Below are 22595 nucleotides of genomic sequence, written 5' to 3'. Positions count from 1 at the left end.
TTCTCGGTACGCCCTTCACGATGAATCCTTACGTGGCGTGAGGTGCAAGTCCGACGGCCCGGACCTACCGTCGTAGGCATGCCACTGCACCCAGGGGACAGCGGAGCACCCGACGAAAAGGGCGACGGACGCAGGCTCGCCGTCAACCCTTTCCACGGCGAGGCGAACCCGGTCGGCGGTATGACCGAGGCCCCGCCCAAGCACCGGCTCCCGGACGCTCCCCTGCCGCCCACGACCGCTTATCAGCTCGTGCACGACGAGCTGATGCTCGACGGCAACTCCCGGCTGAATCTCGCCACCTTCGTCACCACCTGGATGGAACCTCAGGCCGGGATCCTGATGGGCGAGTGCCGGGACAAGAACATGATCGACAAGGACGAGTACCCGCGCACCGCCGAGCTGGAGCGGCGGTGTGTGGCCATGCTCGCCGATCTGTGGAACGCGCCCGACCCGGCGGCGGCCGTCGGCTGTTCGACGACCGGGTCGAGCGAGGCATGCATGCTCGCCGGTCTCGCCCTCAAGCGGCGCTGGGCACGGCGGAACGCCGACCGGTACCCGGGCCGGGACGCCCGCCCGAACCTCGTCATGGGCGTCAACGTCCAGGTCTGCTGGGAGAAGTTCTGCACCTTCTGGGAGGTGGAGGCCCGTCAGGTCCCCATGGAGGGCGAGCGGTTCCACCTCGATCCGCAGGCCGCCGCCGAGCTGTGCGACGAGAACACCATCGGCGTCGTGGGCATCCTCGGCTCCACCTTCGACGGCTCCTACGAGCCGATCGCCGAACTGTGCGCCGCCCTCGACTCCCTCCAGGAGCGCACCGGCCTCGACATCCCCGTACACGTCGACGGAGCGTCCGGCGCCATGGTCGCGCCCTTCCTCGACGAGGACCTGGTGTGGGACTTCCGGCTGCCGAGGGTCGCCTCCATCAACACCTCCGGGCACAAGTACGGGCTCGTCTACCCGGGCGTCGGCTGGGCGCTGTGGCGCGACACGGAGACCCTGCCCGAGGAACTCGTCTTCCGCGTCAACTACCTGGGCGGCGACATGCCGACCTTCGCGCTCAACTTCTCCCGGCCGGGGGCCCAGGTCGTCGCGCAGTACTACACGTTCCTCCGGTTGGGGCGCGAGGGCTACCGGGCCGTCCAGCAGTCCACGCGGGACGTGGCCCGGACCCTCGCCGAACGCGTGGCGGCGCTCGGCGACTTCCGGCTGCTGACCCGGGGCGACCAGCTGCCGGTCTTCGCCTTCACGACCGCGCCCGACGTCGAGGCGTACGACGTCTTCGACGTCTCCCGGCGGCTGCGCGAGCGCGGCTGGCTCGTGCCGGCGTACACCTTCCCGCCCCACCGCGAGGACCTGTCCGTGCTGCGGGTGGTGTGCCGCAACGGCTTCTCGGCCGACCTCGCCGAGCTGTTCGTGGAGGACCTGGGGCGGCTGCTGCCGGACCTGCGCAGGCAGCCGCATCCCCTGACCCGGGACAAGGACATGGCGACCGGGTTCCACCACTGAGGCGGCCGTCCGGTCCATGGGCGTCCGGTCCATGGGCGTCCGGCCCCCGGGCGTCCGGTCCCCGGGCGTCAGTTCCGGTCGCCCAGCTCGAACGACCTCCAGTGGACACCGTCGGCGGATATGCGCCAGCTCCCGGCGCCCAGGCTGTCACCCCACAGATAGCCCAGCGGGGTCGTGGTCACCGAGCCGGACATTCCCCGGCCCGCCGAGACACGGGCGAAGGAACGGCCGCCGTCGGTGCTGCGCCAGACTCCGGCCTCGCCGTGGACCGTCAGGCTGCCGTCGGCGGCGGCCACCGGGGCGCCGAGCAGCGAGCGGGGTTCCACGCCCGTGCGGTGCTGCCAGACCCGCTCCCAGGTGTGGCCGGCGTCGGTGCTGCGGTGCAGGGCGAGCAGGCCGTTCTTCACGTCGTCCTCGTCGGGCAGCTGACCCGGCTGAGCCGCGTACAGCGTCTGCGGTTGCAGTCTCAGCTCCGGTTCCGCCGGCGCGGCGGCGACCACGTGCGTGCTCCAGCCGTACGGCTCTCCGTACGTCCCGGATGCCGTCAGTCGCGTCGGCCGCCAGGTGCGCCCCCGGTCCTCGCTGACGGCGAGGGCGAGCCGACCCGAGCGCGGGTCGCGGCCCGAGGCGAAGAGCAGCCCCTGCTCGGTGTCCCCCGCGACCTCGCCTGCCGGGCGGATCACCTTCAGCGGCGGCTGGACGGACAGAAGCCGGTACTCCCCCGTGGTCGGCAGGACCGCCGCCAGGCGGGACCGCTCGCAGCCGTTGCCCTCCCGGTCCATCCGTACGCAGTCCTCGACCAAGGCCCCGCCCTTCGGCACGACCGGAGTCGTCCCCGAGGGCTTGGTGGAGCCCCGCCGCCAGCTGCGGCCCCCGTCGCCCGTGAACCAAGTCCCGTCCGGCGGCGGCCACCTGCCCTCGGTGATCAGCGCGCGGCCCGGCCCCAGCACCACGAGCCCCGCCGTGATCCCGAGGTCACCCGTCACGTCCGGCAGCGGGGAACGCCCGAGCCGCCAGCTCCCGGCGCCCGCGTCCAGCACGGCGACTCTTTGCCGACAGCGTGCCTCTCCGCATTCCGCGAGCAGAGCGAAGCCGCTGCCGTCCGAGGCGAAGCCGACACCGGCCACGAACCCGGGCAGGTCCGTCGCCGACGGGATGCGGGGGGACATGGCCCCCACCGAAGTGGGGACACGCGCGCCCGTATCCCCCTTGCCGTCGGAGCCACGGGAGCGGTCGGAGTCACCGGAGCAGCCCGCCAGCAACGCCAGCACTCCCACCGCGACGGCCACCGCCACCCTGCCCCTGACCCACCTCATGAGAACCCCCCGGTCCGCCCGGCCGCGATGCACTGTCATTTCTGGTACACCGCTCACCGCGCCCGGGTTCCCACCGGCGCATGACGATTTCTCGCCCTGCTCGCTCAACTTCCCGTCCTACTTGCTCAGCGCCCCGAACCTCCGTACCGCCAGCGGAAAGAACACCGCGAGCAGCGCCAACGGCCAGGCCACCGCCGCCCACACATGCCCCGGCTCCCCGCCCGGCCCGCCGAACAGGTCCCGCACCGCCGTCGCCGTGTGGGACATCGGGTTCCACTCGACCACCGTGCCCAGCCAGTCCGGCATGGAGTCGGCGGTCGCGAAGGCGTTGGAGAGGAAGCCGACCGGCCAGACCAGGATCTGCACGGCCTGCACCAACTCGGGCTTCCCGGCCACCATCGCCAGGTGGATGCCGATCCACAGCATGGCGAAACGGAACAGCAGGAGGAGGCCGACAGCTCCGAGGAACCCGGCGACTCCGCCGTGCGCGCGCCAGCCGATCGCGTAACCGACGCCGATCATCACGGTCAGGCTCAGCACCGACTGAAGCATGTCGGCGACCGAACGGCCCACCAGCACCGCGCCGTTGGCCATCGGCATGGACCGGAAGCGGTCGATCACCCCCTTGTTGAGGTCCTGCGTGACGGCCAACATGGTCCCTTCGAGCCCGAACGCCATGGTCAGCGCGAGCATGCCGGGGACCAGGTAGTCGACGTACCTCCCCGACACGTCCCGGCCGCCGCCGACGAGGTAGCCGAACATCAGCAGCAGCATCACGGGGAAGACCAGGCCGACCACGACCTGCACCGGCTGCCGCGCCCAGTGGGTGAGTTCGCGGCGGGTCATGGTCCAGGAGTCGGTCAGTGCGTACGTGCGCGTGCTCGTGGGCGGCCTCGTGCTCACACTCGCGCTCATACGGCCTCCTTCACTCGGGCGTCGCCCGCTCGGTGGTCGCCGGTGAGGTGCAGGAACACCTCGTCCAGCGTCGGGCGGCGAAGAGCCACGTCCTCCGCCTCGATGCCGGCCTCCTCCAGAGCCCGTACGACACCGGAGAGCGCCGCCATGCGGTCGGCGACCGGGGCACTGAGCAGCCGGCGGTCGGTGTCGACGGATATCCCCGACGCGGCGACCGGCAACAGGGCCACGGCCGCGCCCAGTTGGCCGGCGTCCCGCAGCACCACGTCGATGCGGTCGCCACCGGTCATCGCCTTCAGCTGGTCCGCCGTGCCGTCGGCGATGACCCGGCCCCGGTCGACGACCGAGATGCGGTCGGCGAGCTGATCGGCCTCCTCCAGGTACTGGGTGGTCAGCAGGACCGTCGTACCGCCGCCGACGAGGGAGCGGACCGCGGCCCACACCTCGGCGCGGCCCCGCGGGTCGAGGCCGGTCGTCGGTTCGTCCAGGAAGAGCACCTCCGGTTCGGTGATCAGGGAGGCCGCGAGGTCCAGGCGGCGCCGCATACCGCCGCTGTAGGCGCGGACGGGTTTGCGGCCGCTGTCGGTCAGGCCGAAGCGCTCCAGGAGCTCGTCGGCGCGCACGCGCGCGTGGCGGGCACCCAGGTGGTAGAGGCGGGCGAACATCACCAGGTTCTGGCGGCCGGAGAGTTCCTCGTCGAGGGCCGCGTGCTGGCCGAGCAGGCCGATGCGCAGACGCACGTCGTACGCCTGGCTCGCCACGTCGTGGCCGGCCACCTCGGCGCGGCCTTCGTCCGGGCGCAGGAGGGTGGTCAGGATCCGCACGGCGGTGGTCTTGCCGGCGCCGTTCGGGCCCAGCACACCGTGGACGGTGCCGCGCGCCACCCTCAGGTCGAGCCCGTCCAAGGCCGCCTTGTCCCCGTACCGCTTCCGCAGGCCTTCGGCGACGATCGTGTCGGTCATCGGGCTCCTTCCAGGTCACATGCGAGCAAGGTAATCAAACTTGACTACGGGCAGACGGTGGAGCGTATGCCCATCCGGACGATTGGTCAAACTTGATTAGCGCGCGGCCCCACGATGCCGATCCCCCGGCGCGTACGGGTTCTCCTCACCCTCCGCCAGCACGCCGACGAACGGCTCACCCTCCCCCGCGAAGGTGTACGCCCCGCCGCGGATGCGCTCGATGAGCCCCCGGGTCCATTCGGCGCCGGTGTCGGCCGAGTGGACCCAGAAGTTCATGATCTCGCCGATGTGACCGAGCTGGCCGGGGCCCTCCTCGGGCGTGTAGTACTCGGTGACCGCCTTGCGCCACTCCTCGATGCTGCGCACCCGTTCCTCGAGGAGGCCGAGGACTTCCTCGCGGTCCAGGTCGACCATGCAGCCGAGCGCGGCGGTGAGCATGTCCGGCCGCTGGTCGTAGGCGGTGAGGTACTCGCGCACCAGCGAGAGGTACTCCTCGGTGCCCTTCTCGGTGAGCTCGTACTCGGTGCGCGGCGGGCCGCCGGCGGTGGACGGCGCGATCTCGTGCGCGTGCAGCAGCCCTTGCTTGGCCATCTGTTTCAGGGCGTGGTAGATCGAGCCGGGCTTGGCGTTGGACCACTCGTGCGCGCCCCAGTACTCCAGGTCGTTGCGCACCTGGTAGCCGTGGGCCCGCCCGTGCTGGCGCACCGCGCCCAGCACGAGGAGACGGATCGCTGACATGCCGTCCAGATTATGCCGCCGCGGGTCACCCCCAGGAGGTGCCCTGCTCCTTCGCCACCAGTTCGAATGCGGTGGCGCCGTCCAGTGACTCCCGGATGATGTCGGCGTGGCCGGCGTGCCGGGCCGTCTCGCGGATCAGGTGGAGGACCAGCCAGCGCATGGAGACGCGCCCCTCCGGCGGAAACCAGGGCTGGTCCGGCAGCGGGAAGGTGTCGTCGAGGCTGGGGACCGTGCGGATGAACGCCTCCGTCTCGGCGGTGACCTTCTCCCAGTACGCGAGCTGCGACCCGACCGTCTCGTCACCCACCAGTTGGAAACACTCGTTCCAGTTCGTCTCGTCCCGGTGGACGGCCGGCGGCTCGCCCTTGGCACGGGCGACCCAGCCCTGTTCGACCTCGGCGACGTGCTTGAGCAGACCGGCCAGGGACAGCTCGCTGGCGCTGGGCCGTGACGTCGCCTGCTCCTCGGTCAGCCCGAGCACTGCCCGGCGGATGCCGCCGCGCTCCTCGGCCAGGAAGGAGAGCAGCGCCCCGCGCTCGTCGCCCTGCGCCTCGGCTCGCACGTGAGTGACCATGACCGGCCGCCTTTCATCGGAATCGGGGCCTCGAGAGCCCTTCTGACACCGACGAAACTACGGGCCCTTGCGGTCAGGTTCTGTCCGCAAGGGCCCGCCACAGCGACGTCCTCAAGAAAACGTCATCAAGGGATCAGCAAGAGATCCGAGAGCGATCAGAACGGGAACCCGCTCCGCCCGTGCTGCACCGAGATCCACTTCAGCGTCGTGAACGAGTCCAGCATCGTGTCGCCGTTCAGCCGGCCGAGCCCCGAGTGCTTCTCGCCGCCGAACGGGACGATCGGCTCGTCGTGGACCGTGCCGTCGTTCACGTGGAACATGCCGGTGTCGATCTGCTTGGCGAAGGCGACCCCTCGCTCGATGTCCCCGGTGTGGACGGCGCCGCTCAGGCCGTAGGGCGTGTCGTTGACGAGGCGTACGGCCTCCTCCTCGCCGTCGAAGGGGACGAGGAAGACCACCGGGCCGAAGACCTCCTGCCGGAGCAGGGCGGAGTCGTCGGGGACGCCCGTGAGGACCGAGGGCTCGACCAGGTTGTCGGTCGTCGTGCCGTGCACCAGGGCCGTCGCGCCCTCGCCGATCGCCTGCTCGACGGTGCCCGAAACGGCGTCCGCCTGGGAGGAGTTGATGACCGGGCCGATGACGGTCTCGGGGTCGCGCGGGTCGCCGGTCTTCAGGGTCTTGACCTTGGCGACGAACTTCTCGGTGAACTCGTCGGCGATCGAGCGGTCGACCAGGACACGGTTGGCGGCCATGCAGACCTGGCCCTGGTGGACGAACCGGCTGAAGACGGCCGCGTCGACCGCGTAGTCGATGTCGGCGTCGTCGAGGACCACCAGCGCGCTGTTGCCGCCCAGTTCGAGGACCGAGCGCTTGAAGTTCGAGGCGCAGACGGTGGCGACGTGACGGCCGACCTTGTCGGAACCGGTGAAGGAGATGACCTTCGGGATCGGGTGCTCGATGAAGGCGTCGCCGATCTCGGCGATGTCGGTGATGACAACGTTCAGCAGACCGCCCGGCAGACCCGCGTCCTCAAAGATCTTCGCCACCAGGGAGCCGCCGGTGATCGGCGTGTTCTGGTGCGGCTTGAGCACGACGGCGTTGCCGAGCGCGAGCGCCGGGGCGACCGACTTGATCGAGAGCAGGAAGGGGAAGTTGAAGGGGCTGATCACGCCCACGACGCCGACCGGCACGCGGTAGACGCGGTTCTCCTTGCCGTCGGTCGGCGAGGGGATGATCCGGCCCTCGGGGCGCAGCGCCAGGTGGACCGCCTCGCGCAGGAACTCCTTGGCGAGGTGGAGCTCGAAGGCGGCCTTCAGCCGGGTGCCGCCGAGCTCGGCGATGATCACCTCGGCGATCTCCTGCTCGCGCTCCTCGATCACTCTGAGGGCCTTCTCGAACACCGCGCGGCGGGCGTAGGGGTTCGTCGCCGCCCATTCCTTCTGGACGCGGGCGGCCGCCCGATATGCCTCGTCGACCTCGTCGACCGTGGCTATGGTGATCGACGCCAGCTTTTCGTTGTCGTACGGGTTGAAGTCGATGATGTCCCAGGAGCCGGTGCCCGGGCGCCACTCACCGTCGATGTACTGCTGAGCCAGGTCGGTGAAGTAGGACGACATGTGATCCCTCAATCGCTAGCAGACACGATCAACATCACGGTCTGATCACACGTCATCGTACTTGTGTTTCAAGAGAGTTGAAGGAGTCCCCGAAGAAGATCCCGGCTCTCGTCCAGCCCCGGACTGTCCTGCTGCAACTCCTTGAGCGCCTTCTCGTACTGGGCCACGTCCTCGTGCTTGTCCAGGTACAGCGCGCTGGTGAGCTGCTCCAGGTAGACGACGTCGGACAGGTCGGACTCCGGGAAGGACAGGATCGTGAAGGCACCGGACTCCCCGGAGTGGCCGCCGAAGCTGAACGGCATGATCTGCAGCCGTACGTTGGGACGCTCGGAGACCTCGATCAGGTGCTGGAGCTGACCGTGCATCACCTCCCGGTCGCCGTACGGGCGGCGCAGGGCCGCCTCGTCCAGGATGATGTGGAACTCGGGCGCGTTCTCGACGACGAGGTACTTCTGCCGCTCCAGGCGCAGCGCCACACGCCGCTCCACGTCGGCCTCGCTCGCGCCCTTCATGCCACGCCGCACGACCGCCCGGGCGTACGCCTCCGTCTGCAACAGGCCGTGCACGAACTGCACTTCGTACGCGCGGATCAGGGAAGCCGCGCCCTCCAGGCCCACATAGGTGGGGAACCAGCTCGGCAGAACGTCCGAGTAACTGTGCCACCAGCCCGCGACATTGGCCTCCTTGGCGAGCGAGAGCAACGAGGTGCGCTCGGCCTCGTTGCTGATGCCGTACAACGTCAGCAGGTCCTCCACGTCCCTCGTCTTGAAGCTCACCCGGCCCAATTCCATCCGGCTGATCTTCGACTCGGAGGCGCGGATCGAGTAACCCGCCGCCTCGCGCGTGATGCCACGCGCCTCCCGCAGCCGCCTGAGTTGCGAGCCGAGCAGCATCCGCCGCACCACCGATCCGGGCTCTCCCGCGCTCACGTTCGCCGCCTCCCCAACCGTCTCCAGGGCCCGAAGTCTGCCACTAAAACACTCCGAGCAGTACTCGTCCGATTACAGAGATGGAAAGAAGCCAGAGTTTCCGCGCAGGAGTGGGACGTGTCGTGGGAAGGACGGGGCAAGAAGAGGGAGAGAAGATGGCGGAAAAAATGGCCAACAAGCGGTACGGGAGGGTCCAATTCGGTCACCTGCACGTGCATCTGCCCTTGCATCTGCTGTACGCATCGGAAACCATGGTCCCGCGCAACCGCTGCATCGCAACGACCGCGAATTCCCGGGAGTGCCTCGCATGGGGACGAATGGATCGACCATGCTCGAGCCGTTACGGCAGGGCCTTCCGCCGCTGGATCCCGCGGCCGTGTCCAGCGCCGCCTCCTGTGCTCTGCCCGCCCGCTACGAAGCCGTGCGCGAGGCCAGGCGGTTCACCCGGGGAACACTGGACCAGTGGGACCTGGGCGACCGTTTCGACGACGTCTGCCTGGTCGTCTCCGAGCTGGTCACCAACGCGCTGCGGCACGCGCTGCCGGCCGGTGTCCCGCGCGCCCCGGAGCAGAACCCGCTCGTACGGCTGCACCTGATGCGCTGGACCGAGCGGCTGGTGTGCGCGGTGCGTGACCCCAGCCACGACAGCCCTGTGGCGCGCGAGGCGGACGACTTCTCGGCCGAGTCGGGCCGCGGCCTGTTCCTCGTCGACTCCTTCAGCGACAGCTGGGGCTGGCATCCGCTCGCGGGCACACTGGGCGGCAAGGTGGTCTGGGCGCTGTTCCGGTTGCCGCAGGCACAGCCGGGCGAATGACGGACTTCGGCGTCTTCTGACGCCGAAGTTCTACGCGCGTTACGGCCCGTCAGGCACCGATCGCCCTCAGTGGCAACGTTTTCCCGCCGGACGTCAGCCTGCTATCAGGTGATCGAACTCGCCGTCCTTGATGCCGAGCAGCATCGCCTCGATCTCGGCCCGGGTGTAGACGAGCGCCGGGCCGTCGGGGAAGCGCGAGTTGCGGACGGCCACGTCCCCGCCGGGCAGGCGGGCGAACTCCACGCAGGAACCCTGCGAGTTGCTGTGCCGACTCTTCTGCCAGGCCACCCCGTGAAGCTGGGTGGCGGCCATGCCGTTGTACACGCCGGACGCGTCGGCAACGTCGTACACGTCGTGGTCCACAGGTCGCTCCCCGGTGGTGCATTGGCTGGTGAGGCCATTGATGCAGTGGTCAACTTGACCCGGATCATAGCCCTGTTTCAAGTGCAGATGCATGGGCAGATGCACGTGCACGCGGGGTCATCCTGCGGTTACAGCTGCGGCGACCGCTGTACTCGCGGCTTTGGCTGCGCCTTGGACGTCCGCTTTACCGAAGTCGTTCCGGTGACCGGAGTCGTTCCTGTTACGGAAGTTGTCCCTGTTACCGGATTCGTTCCAGCGTCTGCCCCAGAGCTCGCAGGACATGCGACCGCCAGCCCCCGTCCATGATCTTCCGCGCCATCAGCTGCGCGGGGTCGTCCGGATTGAACCCCTCGTGCACTAGGAAGAGACGCGTGCCGCGCCCTTCGTGTTCCAACGTCCAGATGATCGTCCAGTTCGGCGAGGACCCGCACCTCGACGACGCCGGAGAAGTGGGAGTTGGGGCGCGGTACGGAGGTCATGCGATAACGGTGGCCGGCCTCCGGGCGGAAGTCCTCGGCGCCCCGCGTCTGCCACCGCACGAGCAGATCGGGCTCCGTCAGGGCGCGCCAGACCTTGGCGGGCGGGTGCGGGAAGAACTGGTCCACGCGGATGACCGTGAGGTCGTCATCGGGTGCGGTGCTCATGTCGTGCCATCGTCGGGCAGGCGGTCGAGCAGTTCGCCGAGGACCTTCAACCGCTCGCGCCAGAACCGCTCGTACGGATGGAGCCAGTCCCGCACCTCGGCGAGCGGGGCCGCTTCGAGGCGGTGGACGCGCAGCAGGCGCAGCACCTCGCGGCGTACGCCGCTGGAGAGCGCGGCGAGGACACGGTCCTCGGCGGCTCGCGGGCCCCAGTCGTGGTCATGCCTGCCTTCCTGGTGCTGGTCCTCCGCCAGCAGCATCAGACCGTTGCCGTCGGGGGCCGTGAAGGAGGCCATCCGGCCCCACGGGTGCTCGTCCGGGGCCTGCACCGGAGGCTCCCGCTTCCGCGAGCCGGGCACAGTCGGCGTCGACATCGGTCGTGCGCGACATGATCCCCCGGGTGGAGCCGGGTTCGACATCTCCCTTCTGGGGGACACCCCCGGACCACCGCCGGGCCCGGAGAGCGTGAAGACGGTCTGCGCGCCCTTGGGTGGGTGATGTGGGTTGCGTTCATGGAGAACGACAACAGGTAGGAGATTCCCTACGCATCAAACCTGGGGAATCCCCTACCTGTCAGCGGTGCCCGTCAGCGACTGGAGTACGGCAGCAACGCCATCTCCCGCGCGTTCTTGATCGCGCGCGCCAGGAGCCGCTGCTGCTGGGCCGTGACGCGGGTGACGCGGCGGCTGCGGATCTTGCCGCGGTCGGAGATGAACTTCCGCAGCAGGTCGGTGTCCTTGTAGTCGATGTACGTGATCTTGGCCTGGTCCAGCGGGTTGGGACGGTGCTTGGCGGGCTTGCGTTCGGGCTTGCGGGGCATGGCGGGGTCAGACCTCCAGGAGGGTGTCGAAGGCGGGCGGCAGCCGCTTCCAGGCGGTGCGCCCGGCGGCGTACTCGGCGTCGGTCAGCAGGCAGGACTCCAGGAGCCGTTCGAGTCCGTCGCGGTCGAGGCCGGGCGAGGTGAAGACGAGGTGCTGGCAGCAGTCGCCGTGCTCGGGGTGCCAGTCGAGCGAGGCGGCGGCGCGGCGCACCGGCGGGACCATCTCCCAGGCCGCGTCCGGGAGTGCGGCGAGCCAGGGGCCCGCGCTCTCCACGCACAGCGCCCCGCCGGCCGCGTCCCAGTGCAGCAGCGTGTCCGGCTTGTCGGCGAGCCAGAACCGGCCCCGGCTGCGGGCGGCGGCGCAGGTGATGTCCTCCAGCGCCGCGTACAGCCGCTCCGGATGGAAGGGGCGGCGGCGGTGCCAGACGAGGGTGGAGACGCCGTGGGCGTCGGCCTCGGCGGGCAGCAGGGCGCACGCGGGGTGCTGGGCGGCGGCGGCCGCGTCGACGTCGAAGCCGGCGAGGGCGGCCCGCACCAACGGGGAGGCCGTACCGGGTGGGCGTGCGCCCGCCAGGTCACCGTGGCCGATCAGGACCTGGCGGGCCGTCGGGTGCAACTGGGCGAGCAGTTCGCGGTCCTCTTCGTCGGCCTCCGGGGAGTCGGTGACGGCCAGGACGGGCGCGTACTCCAGCTGCCGGGCGAAGGTGTCGGCGACCGTGCGCTGGTCGGTGGCCGCGGCGGCGAGGCCACGCTCGGCCAGGTCGTCGCCGTTGCCGAGATACGGCAGGACCAGCGCCGGGTCCACGGCGGTGATCACGCCGGTGACGGTGAGCCCGCCGGACGTGACCACCTCGGCCATGGCCTTGGGCTCGACGGAGTCCCACAGCTCGACGACCGCGAGCCGGATGCCGCCCGCGTCCCGGATACGGATCAGCTCCGGCACCAGGTCCTCGCGCAGGGCACAGCAGGCGCAGTCGTTGACCAGGGGCGCCTCGCCGGCGTCGATGACGCCGGTGGCGTCGCGGATCGTCCGGACGACCGTACCGGCGGCGGCCGTCGCCAGGTCGTGGTGGAGTACGACACTGTCGGGCACGTCGGCGAGCAGCCGCTCCACGGCCGCCTTGCGGGCGTCGGCGTGCAGCCCGCCGACGATCACGACGGAGAGCTCGGGCATGTGACTAGCTCCGCTTTCCGTACCGGCGTTCGAAGCGCTCCACACGTCCGGCGGTGTCCAGGACGCGGGCGGTGCCCGTGTAGAACGGGTGGCTGACGTCCGAGATCTCGACGTCCACGACGGGGTATGTGTTGCCGTCCTCCCACTCGACCGTCTTCTCGCTCGTCGTCGCGGACAGCGTGGAGCGGGTGAGGAAGGCGTAGTTCGCGGCACGGTCGCGGAAGACGACGGGACCGTACTCCGGGTGGATTCCCTTGCGCATGACGGTCAGCGCTCCTCTCGGAAGTCGACGTGGCGGCCGACGACCGGGTCGAACTTGCGCAGGGTGAGCCGGTCCGGGTCGTTGCGGCGGTTCTTGCGGGTCACATAGGTGTAGCCGGTCCCGGCGGTGGACCGGAGCTTGATGACCGGGCGGAGTTCGTTGCGTGCCATGCTGCTATCTTACTGAAAATGAATTCCATTTACACACCCACGTCGAGAGAGGTGCATCACCCGTGTCCGCCCACTGCATGCTGACCGGAGCCCAGCCCGGCTTCGGCAACCGCATCTCGCACTCCCACCGGCGCACCTCGCGCCGTTTCGACCCCAACATCCAGTCCAAGCGCTACTGGCTGCCGAGCGAGGGCCGGTACGTACGGCTGCGGCTGAGCACGAAGGGGATCAAGACCGTCGACACGATCGGCATCGAGGCGGCCGTGGTCCGCATCCGTGCCCGGGGGGTGCGGGTCTGATGGCGAAGAAGAGCAAGATCGCGAAGAACGAGAAGCGGCAGGAGATCGTCGCGCGGCACGCCGAGCGCCGGGCCGAGCTGAAGGAGATCATCCGGCGCCCGTCCTCCACGGAGCAGGAACGGCTCGCCGCCCAGCGGGAGTTGAGCAGGCAGCCGCGGGACGCCAGCGCCACCCGGGTGCGCAACCGCGACCAGACCGACGGGCGGCCGCGCGGCTACTTCCGTACCTTCGGACTGTCCCGGGTGAGTCTGCGCCAGCAGGCGCACGCCGGGTATCTGCCGGGGGTGCGCAAGTCGTCCTGGTAGCTTGCTGCGGACCTCCCGGCCAACCGGGCCGACCGCTACAGCTTGGGAGCTTCCATGACTTGGGCGACTTCGGGTGCGCGCCGGCGGGTGCGGGTCGCTGCCGCGGCCACGGGCCTCGCGGGCGCGCTCCTACTGACCGCGTGCAGCGGCGACAGCAGCTCCGAGGACGAGGCCTCCACCGGACCCAGCAGCCCTGATACGTCCGCTTCCGCGAGCGCGGAGACGGGCGGCGGGTCCGGCGGCTCCGGCGGTTCCACGGCCTCCTCCGACGGGCTGGAGGGCAACTGGCTCGCCACCACCGACGGCAAGGCCGTGGCGCTGGTGGTCAACGGCTCGCAGGCCGGGCTCTTCGCGACCGGCGGGACCGTGTGCAGCGGGACCGCGCGTGGGGAGTCCGGCACGGAGATGATCCGCCTCAAGTGCACGGACGGCAGCAAGGACCGGGCCACCGGGACGGTCGACTCCGTCGACGGTACGACGCTCAAGGTGACCTGGGAGGACGGTCTCGGCACGGAGACGTACACCAGGGCGGAGGGCGGGCAGTTGCCGAGCGGGCTGCCTACGGCGAGCTTGGGGTCGTAAGGCCTTGAGTGTGCGCCTGAGGCCTTGAGTGTGCGCCTGGGTTCGCAAGGCCTTATGCGTGTACCCAGGGTCGCAAGGCCCAATGTGCGCACTTAGGGCCGCAAGGCTCAAAATGTGCACTCAGGGTCGTACGCCTGGGGGGCGGCAACCGTGTCGCCCCCTATGCGTGATGATCCTTGCAGTCGATCGCCGATGTCACGCCCCAGAGGACCTCACATGCGCGTCACGCCCCTCGCCGTCACCGCCCTCGCCGCGGCCCTTCTCCTCACCGCCTGCGGCAGCGGCGGGAGCGACGACAGCAGCGGCACCGGCAAGGGCGGCGACGCCTGCGGGATCGACCAGCTGGGTGTCGAGGTCGGCCCGGCCAACGTCGCCCCGGCCGCCGGAGACACGGGCAACGTCCCCGTCTCCGTCACCAACCAGAGTTCCCCGTGCGCCCTGGACGGCTTCCCGGGCATCGAGCTGAACACCGGTGACAAGTCCGCGACCGTCCCCGCGGCTGACGGCGCCAAGCCCGAGAAGCTGACCCTCGCCAAGGGCGACAGCGTGACCTTCACCCTCACCTACGTACGGGGTGGGACGAGCGGCGCGGAGAGCCTCGCCGCGAAGACGCTGCGGATCAGCATGCCGAAAGCCGGTGACGACAAGAAGAGCTTTCCCTGGACGTACGGCCCGGTGGCGCTGAAGGGCGGCGAACCGGACGCGTCCGTGGGGCCGTTCACCCACGCGGGTGACTGAGCACTCGGCGGTCACGCCAGCGGTCGTCGGCCGCTGACCTGCGCACGGTCGGCCGCCTCGGACCCCTCCGTCCAGCCCGCCGCGTCACCGACGCCGCGCAACCGGGACGTGGTCGTCTCCGGGAACATGCGGTCCAGGCGGTCGGTGACCGCGACCTCGCGGGAGGCGAGGACGGGCAGCAGGTCCTCGCTCACGGTGGCCTCGGCGGCGGCGCGCAGGCGCGTGCCGACGCGGTGGGCATAAGCCGCGAGGAAGGACTGCCGGAAGGTCTTGGTGCGCTTTCGGCCGCCGGCCCGCTGCGCGGCCTCCGCCTTCGTCATCGCCGTCGTGGCCTGCACGAGGAGCGAGGTGTAAAGGAGTTCGACCACTTCCAGGTCGGGTTCGAAGCCGACGACGGTGGAGAAGCCGAAGGGTTCGTTCCACACGGCCCGGCAGTGGTTGGCGGTGGCGACCGCGTCCAGCAGCACCGCCTTGGCCTGCTCGTACGGCGGCTCGACACCGATCCGGCAGGCGCCGGGCGCGTCGGCAACGCCGGAGCCCTGGCCCCGCGCCCGGTCCGACAGCAGTGCCTCGTCGATGCTGTGCCGGGCCATCAGCTCCTGCGCCTTGGCGCTGAGCGCCTCTGCCTCCTCCGGGAAGCCGGTCGCCTCCGCCTTGGCGAGCAGGGCGCGGATGCGGGTGAGCATGCGGGAGTCGGTGCCGCGTTCCTGTCGGGGCTCCTCCAGGGGCTCCAGGGCGGGCAGCCGCAGCAGCAGGCGGTACAGCTCCAGTACGGCGGTGGCGTGCGAGAAGCGGTCGGTGCGGGGCGGGGTGGCGGTGGGGTCGTCCGGCTGGGCCAGCCGTGCGAGGTGCGCGAGCTGCGCTGCCCAACGGGGGCCGCGCGGGCGGTCGTTCGGCGCCTGGGCGTGGATCAGTGCCGAGACGAGGCGTACGTGTACATCGTCCAGCTCGCGCCGCACGATCCGTACGACATCCGCGGGCTGCCAGCCGCGCCGCCAGGCCGCCGCGACGAACTCCGCACCCCGACGGTTCAGTTCGGCGTCCGCCGGCGGGTCGGCCGCGAGGAGCGAGGCGCCGGTGTCGAGGGCGGTGTCGGTGTCGGCGTAGAGGGCGGCCTGGAAGGCGCGTTCGACGGTGCCGGCCGTACGGCCCGAGTCACCACCTGTCGTACTGCCTGAGTCATTCGTACTGCTCACCCGGCGATCGTCTCACTCCCCGAAATTCGGTCGTCTCCCCTGGGGGCGGCTTCGAGCATGGCCCGCATGGTGGACATGCATCTGTACGCGGCGTTCCTCGTCGCCGCCTTCGCGCTCTGCATCACTCCCGGCCCCGACATGATGTTCATCGTGGCGATGGGCGGACGGGGCGGGCCCACGGCCGGGGTGATGGCCGCGTTCGGCGTGGCCTGCGCCATGCTCGTGCACGCGATCGCCGCGGCGCTCGGGCTGTCGGCGCTGTTCCTGACCCTGCCGACCCTGTACCACGTGCTGCGCTGGGCGGGCGCGGCCTATCTGCTCTACCTGGCGGTGAAGGCGTTCCGGGACCGCTCGGTGCCGGGCGAGGAGGGCGCGCCGACCCGTTCGGGGATGCGGCGGGCCTTCTGGCAGGGCGCCGTCACCAACCTGCTCAACCCCAAGGTGATCCTCTTCAACGTGGCGTTCCTGCCGCAGTTCGTGGATCCCTCGCTCGGCCATGTACAGGGTCAGTTCCTGCTGCTCGGCGTCACGCTGGTGGTCATGGGCTTCCTGTGGGACGGCTTCGTGGGCCTGCTCTCGGGGCGGCTGGCCGGCGTGTTGAGGCGCAGCGCGCGGGTGAACCGGGCGCTGAACATCGTCTCCGGGACGGTGTTCACGGGGCTGGCGGTGCGGTTGGCGGCTTCGCCGAAGTAGGCGGCACGCGCGCGTGGAGGACGGTTGGCGTCAACCGGCGGTTGACGCACCTAGGGGTGTCAACCTACGGTTGACGCATGACGACGAACCCGAGCATCACGTCATCCGTACGTCTCGACGACATCATCGCGGCCATCAAGAAGGTCCATGCCGAGCCCCTCGAACAACTCCAGGACGCGGTCCTCGCGGGTGAGCACCTCGGGGAGGTGGCCGACCACCTGATAGGTCACTTCGTGGACCAGGCCCGGCGTTCGGGCGCCTCCTGGTCGGACATCGGCAAGAGCATGGGGGTCACCCGGCAGGCCGCGCAGAAGCGGTTCGTGCCGAAGGAGTCCACCGACCTCGATCCGAACCAGGGCTTCAGCCGCTACACCGAGCGCGCCCGCAACGCGGTGATGGCCGCCCACAACGAGGCCAAGGCCGCCCGGAACTCCGAGGGCCGCCCCGAGCACCTGATCCTCGGCCTGCTGGCGGAGCCGGAGTCCCTGGCGGCCGCGGCGATCACCACGCAGGGCGTCTCCCTCCGCTCCGTGCGCCCGGCCGCCGCCGAGGCGCTCCCACCCGCGGCCGAAGAGGTACCGGAACTCATCCCCTACGGCTCCGACGCCAAGAAGGTCCTGGAACTCACCTTCCGCGAGGCCCTCCGCCTCGGCCACAACTACATCGGCACCGAGCACATCCTGCTGGCCCTGCTGGAGTTCGAGAACGGCTCCGGCGTCCTGAGCGGCCTCGGCATCGACAAGGCGAAGACAGAGGAGTACGTCGCCAAAGCGCTCGCGGAGATCGTCAAGGCGCGGGAGCAGGAGGAGAAGCAGGAAGGGCAGCAGCCGTAGCGGGTACGCAACGGGCGCTACGGCACTACGGGCGCGTACGGGCACGGATCTCGAAAACAGCACGTCAGAACCGTTGTCAGACCCACCTGCCACACTCGCAGTCATGACCGACCGGTGGGCTCTCGCTCCGGCCGAGGACGGTGGCGTGGAGATCGCCCCCCTCGGCCCGGGCGGGCTGCTCGCCGGGCCGGTGCGGCGGGTCGCGGACCCCGCCGAGGCCGTGCGCGGCCTGCCGGACGTCACGCGCTGGGTGTGGCGGTCGACGGCCGAGACGTATCCGCGCCTGCTCGCCACGGGGGTGCGAGTGGAGCGGTGCTACGACGTCGAGGACGCGGAGACGCTCCTCCTCGGCCACGAGGGGCGGTACGGCGAGCCCCGCTCGGCGGCCGCCGCCCTCGCCCGGCTGCGCGGCGGCCCCGTACCGCCCGACCCGCCCCAGCGGTCCGCCGAACCCGGCTCACAGTCACCCCTCTTCGAGCCGCAGGCCGCGCACCTGCCACTGGCCGACCTGGTCGAGGTGTACGCCGAGCAGCAGCGCCGCCATGACGCCACCGCGCACCCGGACCGCATGCGGCTGCTGACCGCCGCCGAGTCGGCGGGGATGCTGGTGGCCGCCGAGATGAACCGGGCCGGACTGCCGTGGAGCGCCGAGGTGCACCGCCGGGTGCTGCACGACCTGCTCGGCGAGCGGTACGCGGGCGGGGGCGAGCCCCGGCGCCTGGCCGAACTCGCCGACGAGGTGTCCGACGCCTTCGGCCGGCGCGTGCGCCCCGATCTGCCGGCCGATGTCATCAAGGCGTTCGCGCAGGCCGGGATCAAGGTCAAGTCGACCCGGCGCTGGGAGATCGAGTCGGTCGACCATCCGGCCGTGAAACCTCTGGTCGAGTACAAGAAGCTGTACCGGATCTGGGTCGCCCACGGCTGGTCCTGGCTGCAGGACTGGGTGCGCGACGGCCGCTTCCGACCGGAGTTCCTGGCAGGCGGGACGGTCACGGGCCGATGGGTCACCAATGGTGGCGGTGGCCTCCAGATCCCCAAGGTCATCCGGCGGGCGGTGGTCGCCGACCCCGGCTGGCGGCTGGTGGTCGCCGACGCCGACCAGATGGAGCCGCGCGTGCTGGCGGCGATCTCCCGCGACCCCGGTCTGATGGAGGTCGCCGGCCGCGAGACCGACCTGTACCAGTCGGTCTCCGACCGAGCCTTCTCCGGCGACCGCGCCCAGGCCAAGCTCGCCGTGCTCGGCGCGGTCTACGGCCAGACCTCCGGCGACGGCCTGAAGAACCTCGCCGCGCTCAGACGCCGCTTCCCCAAGGCGGTGGCCTACGTCGACGAGGCGGCCCGCGCGGGCGAGGAGGGGCGGCTCGTACGGACCTGGCTCGGGCGGACCTGCCCGCCGGCGGCCGGGGCCACGGAGGACACGGCGGAGGAGGCCGGCATCCCCGCCGCCGAGGAGGACTCCGACGACCGGCAACCGGCCCGGTCGGAGTGGATACCCGGGTACGCCTCCACCAACGCCCGCGCGCGCGGCCGCTTCGCCCGCAACTTCGTCGTCCAGGGCAGCGCCGCCGACTGGACCCTGCTGCTGCTCGCCGCGCTGCGGCGGACCTGCGCGGACATGGCGGCCGAGCTGGTCTTCTTCCAGCACGACGAGGTGATCGTGCACTGTCCCGAAGAGGAGGCGGAGGAGGTCGTGGCGGCGATCCGGGAGGCGGCGGACCTCGCGGGACGGCTGACGTTCGGTCAGACGCCGGTGCGGTTTCCGTTCACGACGGCGGTGGTGGAGTGTTATGCGGACGCGAAGTGATCGTGCGGGTGAGCGGTCGGCCTCGGCCGGCAGCATTTGTGAGCTCGGGGCCGCCGTCTCGTCGGTCCGGTGCAGCTCGCCCTGCTCGGCCCGCAGCGGATAGCCGGGCGGCACCGCCCGCAGCCGGTGGGGGGACGTCGAGCAGCCGCCATGGCCGGGCCACATGATGGTGCAGCGGGCCGCACGGACGGTGGCGGGCGCCATGCCATCCCGCACCTCGGCGCCGTCCCCCTCGCCGGCGCCATCCTGCCCGGCGGCTTCCCGGGCCCCGTACAGGACCGGTGACCTGCCGTACGACGGCGACGGCCCCAGCAGCCCGAACCGCAGCCGCCGCACATCACCTCGCCCATGCCGCCGCAGCCCTACGCGCCGGCATCGGCATCGGCCTCAGATGACGGGTGGCCGCCCCAACCGGGTCAGCCACCACACCGTCCGCCAGCGCATCGGCCGCCGCTCACCGGCCGGTTCCCGCAGCCCCTCCACGAACCCACCGAACCAGGCGCGCAGCCCGGCTACCGACCGAACCCGCAGGAGCGTGAGCAGCGTCCACACGCCCAGATGCGCGGGGATGAGCGCCAACGGGAGCCGACGGCGCACCAGCCAGACCCTGTTCCGGGCGTTCACCCGGTAGTAGATGGCGTGCCGGGCGGGCGAGGTCTTCGGGTGCTGGAGCAGCAACTCGGGCGCGTACAGGATCCGCCAGCCCCGGTCGGCGACCCGCCAGGCCAGGTCGGCCTCCTCGTGGGCGAAGAAGAACTCGGCGGGCCAGTCCCCGATCTCGTCGAGCATCGCCATACGGAAGGCGTGCCCGCCGCCGAGGAACCCGGTGACATACCCGCCCCGCAGCGGGTCGGAGGAGCCGACGCGCGGTACGTGCCGCTGCTGTGTCTCCCCGGACTCGTCGGCGATGCGGAAGCCGACGATGCCGAGACGCGGGTCGGCGGCGAAAAGGTCCGCCGCGCGGCGCAGCACATCGCCGTCGACCAACAGCCCGTCGTCGTCCAGCTCGACGACGACGTCGACGTCCCCGAACTCCCGGAGCCGGGCGAGCGCCACGTTCCGCCCGCCGGGACAGCCGAGGTTCTCCTCGACGTCAATGGCGGTGACCTCACCGGGCAGCGAGAGCCGCTCGGCGAACTCGGGCAGCCGGCAGCCGTTGCCGACGATCACGATCCGTGCCGGGGCGAGGTCCTGCTTGGCCACGGACTCCAAGAGCGCGTCGACTTCGCCGGGCCGGTTCCCCATGGTCACGACGGCGACAGCGACCCTCGGCACCTCGTTCACGGTAAGGACCTCTTAAGTATGCCTATCAGTACGCTTGTCGACCCTGCGGCCCTCCGGCCACCGACCGCATCCCTGAGCCCACCCGATGCCGCTGCAGTGCACGAGAAAACCCCAGCCCGGAGATGTTCCGGCCTGGGGTTTCGGTGGAGCCGCCTTCGGGATTCGAACCCGAGACCTACGCATTACGAGGCGACAGAGATCGTGATGGAGTGTGCCTCGTGGTCGCATCAGATCCTGTGAGCATCGCCATACGGAAGGCGTGCCCGCGCCGGCGCACTTGGCAAGGTCGTACCCCGTGGTGCGGCTGAGGGACAGCGCGTGGTTCGCCGTCTCCAGGTCCACAGCCGCGGGCAGCGCGAGCAGCTCCTCGCGCGTCAGCCCACGGGTCGCATCGTCGCGCTTGGTGATCACAGAGGATCTGTATCCCGCGAGGCAATCCGCCACCTGCCTCCGGTCAAGCCGCAACGCCGCAGAAACGCCCCACCTAATAACAAGGGTTTTGTTAATGTGGCTCCATGGCCACCACCCCCGACCCCGCTCCCGGCGAAGGCCCCGTCCGCCCGGTCTCTGTCTCCCTCCACGAAGGCACCATCGCGGCACTCAAGGCACGCACCGGCAAACGCGGCATGTCCGCCTACGTCGAGGCCCTCATCCAGCGCCAACTCGAACGCGACCGGCTGCGCGAACTCATCGAAGACGCGGAGACCGAGCACGGGCCGGCGGATCAGGCAGCGGTCGAGGCCAAGCGGGCGCTCCTGCGCAGCGACGCAGCCGGCTCGGCTGACGCGGCATGAGCGGCACCCTCGTCCTGGACTGCGAAGGCCTGGCCAAACTCGTACGACGCACCCCCGAACTCACCGAGTGGCTGGCGGCAGCCGAGGCGGAGGACATCCGCGTCATCACCAGCTCCGTCACCCTCGTCGAAGCCCGCGACCCCAAAACCAACCAGGCCCGCTTCGACTACGCCGTCTCCCGCGTCAACATCATCCCGCCCACCGAAGCCTTCGCCCGCCACGCCAGCAAACTCCTCGCCGCAGCCGGCCTACACGGCCACAAATACGCCATCGACGCGATCGTCGCCGCCACCGCACTCGCCTCACCCGCCCCCGTGACCGTCCTGACGTCCGACCCCGAGGATCTCCACATGTTGTGCGGCCCGGGGGTCCACGTGATCAAGATCTGACACGGTGCGAGGCGGGATGACCCTGCGGGCAAGAACAGACCCCGGCCAAGCGGGGGAATCCTGACCGGGGCAGCTTGGGGGCTCCGGCTCACGTGGTGGAGCGCTGCCCGGGCGGGTGCTACGGCGCAGCGGGCGTGGGCCGTGGTTGCTGTCGTGGCAGGAAGAGCGCCACAGCGGCAGTGGCCAGCAGGGTCGCGATGCTCGCGACCAGGAGGCTGAGATGCAGTCCGTCCGCGAATGCGTCGGCGAACAGTCCGTGCACGCGATTGGCTGAGACGGAGAGCCCCTCGGGCCGTGCAGTGCTGGGCCATCACGGTGGCCGCCGCGTCGTGCGCGCCGCCTTGTGCTGTGCCCGCCAGGTCGTCGGCGAGCGAGTTCGTGGCGTGGGTGGTCAGCAGGGATCCGAGGACGGCGCTACCGATGGCTGTTCCGGCTTGTCGCGTCGCGTTGACCATGGCGGCGGCCGCCCCGGACGGCTGGCGCGGCGCTGTCGAGCGCGCTGCGGCGTTCGTGAGCGTGATGGCAAGGCCGATGCCCGCTCCCAGGACCGCGAAGACGACGGCGGTCCGGCCGTATCCGGTGTCGGGTGACAGGCCGAGCAGCGCGAGCAGGCCGATACTGATGAAGCCGTACCCGGCGAGCAGGAGCCGCACGGGCCGAAGCGCGCCGTCAGCTGGCCGGCCTGAGTGGACGCCAGACCGATGGCGATGGAGTCGGGCAGAAATTTCACGCCGGTCACAACCGCCGACGTCCCCTGGACCTGCTGCAGGTAGAGGCACAGCCGGTAGAAGGTGCCGTACGCGCGCCGAATCCCAGGATGAGGGAGGCGGTGTTGACGATGGTGAACTGCCCGTCCTTGAACAGCGAGACGGGCAGCA

26 protein-coding genes and 1 pseudogene are annotated in these 22595 nt (G+C 70.5%); 11 read left to right on the top strand and 16 right to left on the bottom strand.

The features are described from left to right. Positions 1-78: 78 nt before the first annotated feature. Positions 79-1506, top strand: a complete 1428-nt coding sequence (gad, locus tag ABT063_RS22480; RefSeq protein WP_351059150.1) for a glutamate decarboxylase — start codon at positions 79-81, stop codon at positions 1504-1506. 68 nt (positions 1507-1574) lie between these two features. Here gad and ABT063_RS22475 read toward each other — a convergent pair whose 3' ends face one another. From ABT063_RS22475 to ABT063_RS22445, 7 genes are all read right to left on the bottom strand, one after another. Further along, positions 1575-2822 (bottom strand): beta propeller repeat protein, encoded by a 1248-nt coding sequence (locus ABT063_RS22475; RefSeq protein WP_351059149.1) that lies wholly within the window; start codon positions 2820-2822, stop codon positions 1575-1577. A gap of 117 nt (positions 2823-2939) precedes the next feature. Continuing rightward, complete coding sequence (locus ABT063_RS22470) at positions 2940-3737, bottom strand: ABC transporter permease (protein WP_351059148.1); 798 nt, start codon at positions 3735-3737, stop codon at positions 2940-2942. Then, positions 3734-4699: an ATP-binding cassette domain-containing protein gene (locus ABT063_RS22465; protein WP_351059147.1), complete on the bottom strand. Its 966-nt coding sequence runs from the start codon at positions 4697-4699 to the stop codon at positions 3734-3736. Before ABT063_RS22465 ends, ABT063_RS22470 begins: the two co-directional genes overlap by 4 nt. A 96-nt stretch (positions 4700-4795) precedes the next feature. Next, positions 4796-5437, bottom strand: coding sequence for a PadR family transcriptional regulator (locus ABT063_RS22460; protein WP_351059146.1), 642 nt, complete (start codon positions 5435-5437; stop codon positions 4796-4798). Positions 5438-5462: 25 nt separating this feature from the next. After that, a complete protein-coding gene (locus ABT063_RS22455) occupies positions 5463-6011 on the bottom strand; it encodes a DinB family protein (protein ID WP_351059145.1) in 549 nt (182 codons plus the stop codon). Between the two features lie 155 nt (positions 6012-6166). Next, the gene (locus ABT063_RS22450; protein ID WP_351059144.1) at positions 6167-7627 is read right to left on the bottom strand and encodes an aldehyde dehydrogenase family protein; all 1461 of its coding nucleotides are present in this window, start codon (positions 7625-7627) and stop codon (positions 6167-6169) included. Positions 7628-7695: 68 nt separating this feature from the next. After that, positions 7696-8532, bottom strand: coding sequence for a Sco1979 family transcriptional regulator (locus ABT063_RS22445; protein WP_502990867.1), 837 nt, complete (start codon positions 8530-8532; stop codon positions 7696-7698). A gap of 331 nt (positions 8533-8863) precedes the next feature. Between ABT063_RS22445 and ABT063_RS22440 the strand changes: the two genes are divergently transcribed. Then, positions 8864-9370, top strand: coding sequence for an ATP-binding protein (locus tag ABT063_RS22440; protein WP_502990864.1), 507 nt, complete (start codon positions 8864-8866; stop codon positions 9368-9370). Between the two features lie 93 nt (positions 9371-9463). Here ABT063_RS22440 and ABT063_RS22435 read toward each other — a convergent pair whose 3' ends face one another. The 7 genes and pseudogenes from ABT063_RS22435 to rpmG form a co-directional block, all read right to left on the bottom strand. Continuing rightward, on the bottom strand, positions 9464-9733 hold the full coding sequence (locus ABT063_RS22435; protein ID WP_351059142.1) for a DUF397 domain-containing protein: 270 nt from the start codon (positions 9731-9733) through the stop codon (positions 9464-9466). Positions 9734-9971: 238 nt separating this feature from the next. After that, positions 9972-10377 (bottom strand): annotated as a pseudogene (locus tag ABT063_RS22430) (SRPBCC family protein). Then, positions 10374-10748 carry a hypothetical protein gene (locus ABT063_RS22425; RefSeq protein ID WP_351059141.1) on the bottom strand — a complete coding sequence of 125 codons (375 nt, stop codon included), beginning with the start codon at positions 10746-10748 and terminating at the stop codon, positions 10374-10376. Before ABT063_RS22425 ends, ABT063_RS22430 begins: the two are co-directional and overlap by 4 nt. A 212-nt stretch (positions 10749-10960) precedes the next feature. Further along, positions 10961-11194, bottom strand: a complete 234-nt coding sequence (gene rpsR, locus ABT063_RS22420; protein ID WP_351059140.1) for a 30S ribosomal protein S18 — start codon at positions 11192-11194, stop codon at positions 10961-10963. Between the two features lie 7 nt (positions 11195-11201). Next, positions 11202-12368 carry a CobW family GTP-binding protein gene (locus tag ABT063_RS22415; protein ID WP_351059139.1) on the bottom strand — a complete coding sequence of 389 codons (1167 nt, stop codon included), beginning with the start codon at positions 12366-12368 and terminating at the stop codon, positions 11202-11204. Positions 12369-12372: 4 nt separating this feature from the next. Beyond that, positions 12373-12630 carry a type B 50S ribosomal protein L31 gene (locus tag ABT063_RS22410; RefSeq protein WP_351059138.1) on the bottom strand — a complete coding sequence of 86 codons (258 nt, stop codon included), beginning with the start codon at positions 12628-12630 and terminating at the stop codon, positions 12373-12375. Positions 12631-12635: 5 nt separating this feature from the next. Continuing rightward, the gene (gene rpmG, locus ABT063_RS22405; protein WP_010044249.1) at positions 12636-12800 is read right to left on the bottom strand and encodes a 50S ribosomal protein L33; all 165 of its coding nucleotides are present in this window, start codon (positions 12798-12800) and stop codon (positions 12636-12638) included. A gap of 62 nt (positions 12801-12862) precedes the next feature. Here rpmG and rpmB point away from each other — a divergent pair, with 62 nt between their 5' ends. The 4 genes from rpmB to ABT063_RS22385 all read left to right on the top strand — a co-directional run bounded on the left by rpmB (position 12863) and on the right by ABT063_RS22385 (position 14724). Continuing rightward, positions 12863-13099: a 50S ribosomal protein L28 gene (gene rpmB, locus ABT063_RS22400; RefSeq protein WP_095751084.1), complete on the top strand. Its 237-nt coding sequence runs from the start codon at positions 12863-12865 to the stop codon at positions 13097-13099. Beyond that, complete coding sequence (gene rpsN / locus ABT063_RS22395; RefSeq protein ID WP_351059137.1) at positions 13099-13404, top strand: 30S ribosomal protein S14; 306 nt, start codon at positions 13099-13101, stop codon at positions 13402-13404. The genes rpmB and rpsN overlap by 1 nt, the downstream gene beginning before the upstream one ends. 54 nt (positions 13405-13458) lie before the next feature. Then, positions 13459-13986 carry a hypothetical protein gene (locus tag ABT063_RS22390; protein WP_351059136.1) on the top strand — a complete coding sequence of 176 codons (528 nt, stop codon included), beginning with the start codon at positions 13459-13461 and terminating at the stop codon, positions 13984-13986. Positions 13987-14202: 216 nt separating this feature from the next. Continuing rightward, positions 14203-14724, top strand: coding sequence for a DUF4232 domain-containing protein (locus ABT063_RS22385; protein WP_351059135.1), 522 nt, complete (start codon positions 14203-14205; stop codon positions 14722-14724). Between the two features lie 11 nt (positions 14725-14735). On the opposite strand, the gene ABT063_RS22380 is transcribed toward ABT063_RS22385, so the two are convergent. Further along, entirely contained in the window at positions 14736-15920 is a 1185-nt protein-coding gene (locus ABT063_RS22380) for a DUF2786 domain-containing protein (RefSeq protein WP_351059134.1), read from the bottom strand. A 66-nt stretch (positions 15921-15986) separates the two neighbouring features. Here ABT063_RS22380 and ABT063_RS22375 point away from each other — a divergent pair, with 66 nt between their 5' ends. From ABT063_RS22375 to ABT063_RS22365, 3 genes are all read left to right on the top strand, one after another. Next, complete coding sequence (locus ABT063_RS22375; RefSeq protein ID WP_351059133.1) at positions 15987-16613, top strand: LysE family translocator; 627 nt, start codon at positions 15987-15989, stop codon at positions 16611-16613. A gap of 77 nt (positions 16614-16690) precedes the next feature. Continuing rightward, positions 16691-17446 (top strand): Clp protease N-terminal domain-containing protein, encoded by a 756-nt coding sequence (locus ABT063_RS22370; protein ID WP_351059132.1) that lies wholly within the window; start codon positions 16691-16693, stop codon positions 17444-17446. Between the two features lie 103 nt (positions 17447-17549). Continuing rightward, positions 17550-19250 carry a bifunctional 3'-5' exonuclease/DNA polymerase gene (locus ABT063_RS22365; protein ID WP_351059131.1) on the top strand — a complete coding sequence of 567 codons (1701 nt, stop codon included), beginning with the start codon at positions 17550-17552 and terminating at the stop codon, positions 19248-19250. A 387-nt stretch (positions 19251-19637) separates the two neighbouring features. On the opposite strand, the gene ABT063_RS22360 is transcribed toward ABT063_RS22365, so the two are convergent. Then, a complete protein-coding gene (locus ABT063_RS22360; protein WP_351059130.1) occupies positions 19638-20525 on the bottom strand; it encodes a glycosyltransferase family 2 protein in 888 nt (295 codons plus the stop codon). A 524-nt stretch (positions 20526-21049) separates the two neighbouring features. Between ABT063_RS22360 and ABT063_RS22355 the strand changes: the two genes are divergently transcribed. Both ABT063_RS22355 and ABT063_RS22350 read left to right on the top strand, forming a co-directional pair. After that, positions 21050-21328, top strand: coding sequence for a hypothetical protein (locus ABT063_RS22355; protein ID WP_351059129.1), 279 nt, complete (start codon positions 21050-21052; stop codon positions 21326-21328). Next, positions 21325-21717: a type II toxin-antitoxin system VapC family toxin gene (locus ABT063_RS22350; protein ID WP_351059128.1), complete on the top strand. Its 393-nt coding sequence runs from the start codon at positions 21325-21327 to the stop codon at positions 21715-21717. Before ABT063_RS22355 ends, ABT063_RS22350 begins: the two co-directional genes overlap by 4 nt. Positions 21718-22595: the final 878 nt, after the last annotated feature.

This window comes from Streptomyces sp. NPDC002838 (genome assembly GCF_040295365.1).
Taxonomy (GTDB): domain Bacteria; phylum Actinomycetota; class Actinomycetes; order Streptomycetales; family Streptomycetaceae; genus Streptomyces.
Note: the sequence above shows the minus strand (reverse complement) of the source record. Positions and strands in the feature narration are given on the sequence as shown.

Excerpts from the sequence above, each read along its gene's own strand:
- gad (WP_351059150.1), top strand. The coding sequence starts at position 79 with ATGCCACTGCACCCAGGGGACAGCGGAGCACCCGACGAAAAGGGCGAC.
- ABT063_RS22475 (WP_351059149.1), bottom strand. The coding sequence starts at position 2,822 with ATGAGGTGGGTCAGGGGCAGGGTGGCGGTGGCCGTCGCGGTGGGAGTG.
- ABT063_RS22470 (WP_351059148.1), bottom strand. The coding sequence starts at position 3,737 with ATGAGCGCGAGTGTGAGCACGAGGCCGCCCACGAGCACGCGCACGTAC.
- ABT063_RS22465 (WP_351059147.1), bottom strand. The coding sequence starts at position 4,699 with ATGACCGACACGATCGTCGCCGAAGGCCTGCGGAAGCGGTACGGGGAC.
- ABT063_RS22460 (WP_351059146.1), bottom strand. The coding sequence starts at position 5,437 with ATGTCAGCGATCCGTCTCCTCGTGCTGGGCGCGGTGCGCCAGCACGGG.
- ABT063_RS22455 (WP_351059145.1), bottom strand. The coding sequence starts at position 6,011 with ATGGTCACTCACGTGCGAGCCGAGGCGCAGGGCGACGAGCGCGGGGCG.
- ABT063_RS22450 (WP_351059144.1), bottom strand. The coding sequence starts at position 7,627 with ATGTCGTCCTACTTCACCGACCTGGCTCAGCAGTACATCGACGGTGAG.
- ABT063_RS22440 (WP_502990864.1), top strand. The coding sequence starts at position 8,864 with ATGGGGACGAATGGATCGACCATGCTCGAGCCGTTACGGCAGGGCCTT.
- ABT063_RS22425 (WP_351059141.1), bottom strand. The coding sequence starts at position 10,748 with ATGTCGACGCCGACTGTGCCCGGCTCGCGGAAGCGGGAGCCTCCGGTG.
- rpsR (WP_351059140.1), bottom strand. The coding sequence starts at position 11,194 with ATGCCCCGCAAGCCCGAACGCAAGCCCGCCAAGCACCGTCCCAACCCG.
- ABT063_RS22415 (WP_351059139.1), bottom strand. The coding sequence starts at position 12,368 with ATGCCCGAGCTCTCCGTCGTGATCGTCGGCGGGCTGCACGCCGACGCC.
- ABT063_RS22410 (WP_351059138.1), bottom strand. The coding sequence starts at position 12,630 with ATGCGCAAGGGAATCCACCCGGAGTACGGTCCCGTCGTCTTCCGCGAC.
- rpmG (WP_010044249.1), bottom strand. The coding sequence starts at position 12,800 with ATGGCACGCAACGAACTCCGCCCGGTCATCAAGCTCCGGTCCACCGCC.
- rpsN (WP_351059137.1), top strand. The coding sequence starts at position 13,099 with ATGGCGAAGAAGAGCAAGATCGCGAAGAACGAGAAGCGGCAGGAGATC.
- ABT063_RS22390 (WP_351059136.1), top strand. The coding sequence starts at position 13,459 with ATGACTTGGGCGACTTCGGGTGCGCGCCGGCGGGTGCGGGTCGCTGCC.
- ABT063_RS22385 (WP_351059135.1), top strand. The coding sequence starts at position 14,203 with ATGCGCGTCACGCCCCTCGCCGTCACCGCCCTCGCCGCGGCCCTTCTC.
- ABT063_RS22375 (WP_351059133.1), top strand. The coding sequence starts at position 15,987 with ATGGTGGACATGCATCTGTACGCGGCGTTCCTCGTCGCCGCCTTCGCG.
- ABT063_RS22370 (WP_351059132.1), top strand. The coding sequence starts at position 16,691 with ATGACGACGAACCCGAGCATCACGTCATCCGTACGTCTCGACGACATC.
- ABT063_RS22365 (WP_351059131.1), top strand. The coding sequence starts at position 17,550 with ATGACCGACCGGTGGGCTCTCGCTCCGGCCGAGGACGGTGGCGTGGAG.
- ABT063_RS22355 (WP_351059129.1), top strand. The coding sequence starts at position 21,050 with ATGGCCACCACCCCCGACCCCGCTCCCGGCGAAGGCCCCGTCCGCCCG.
- ABT063_RS22350 (WP_351059128.1), top strand. The coding sequence starts at position 21,325 with ATGAGCGGCACCCTCGTCCTGGACTGCGAAGGCCTGGCCAAACTCGTA.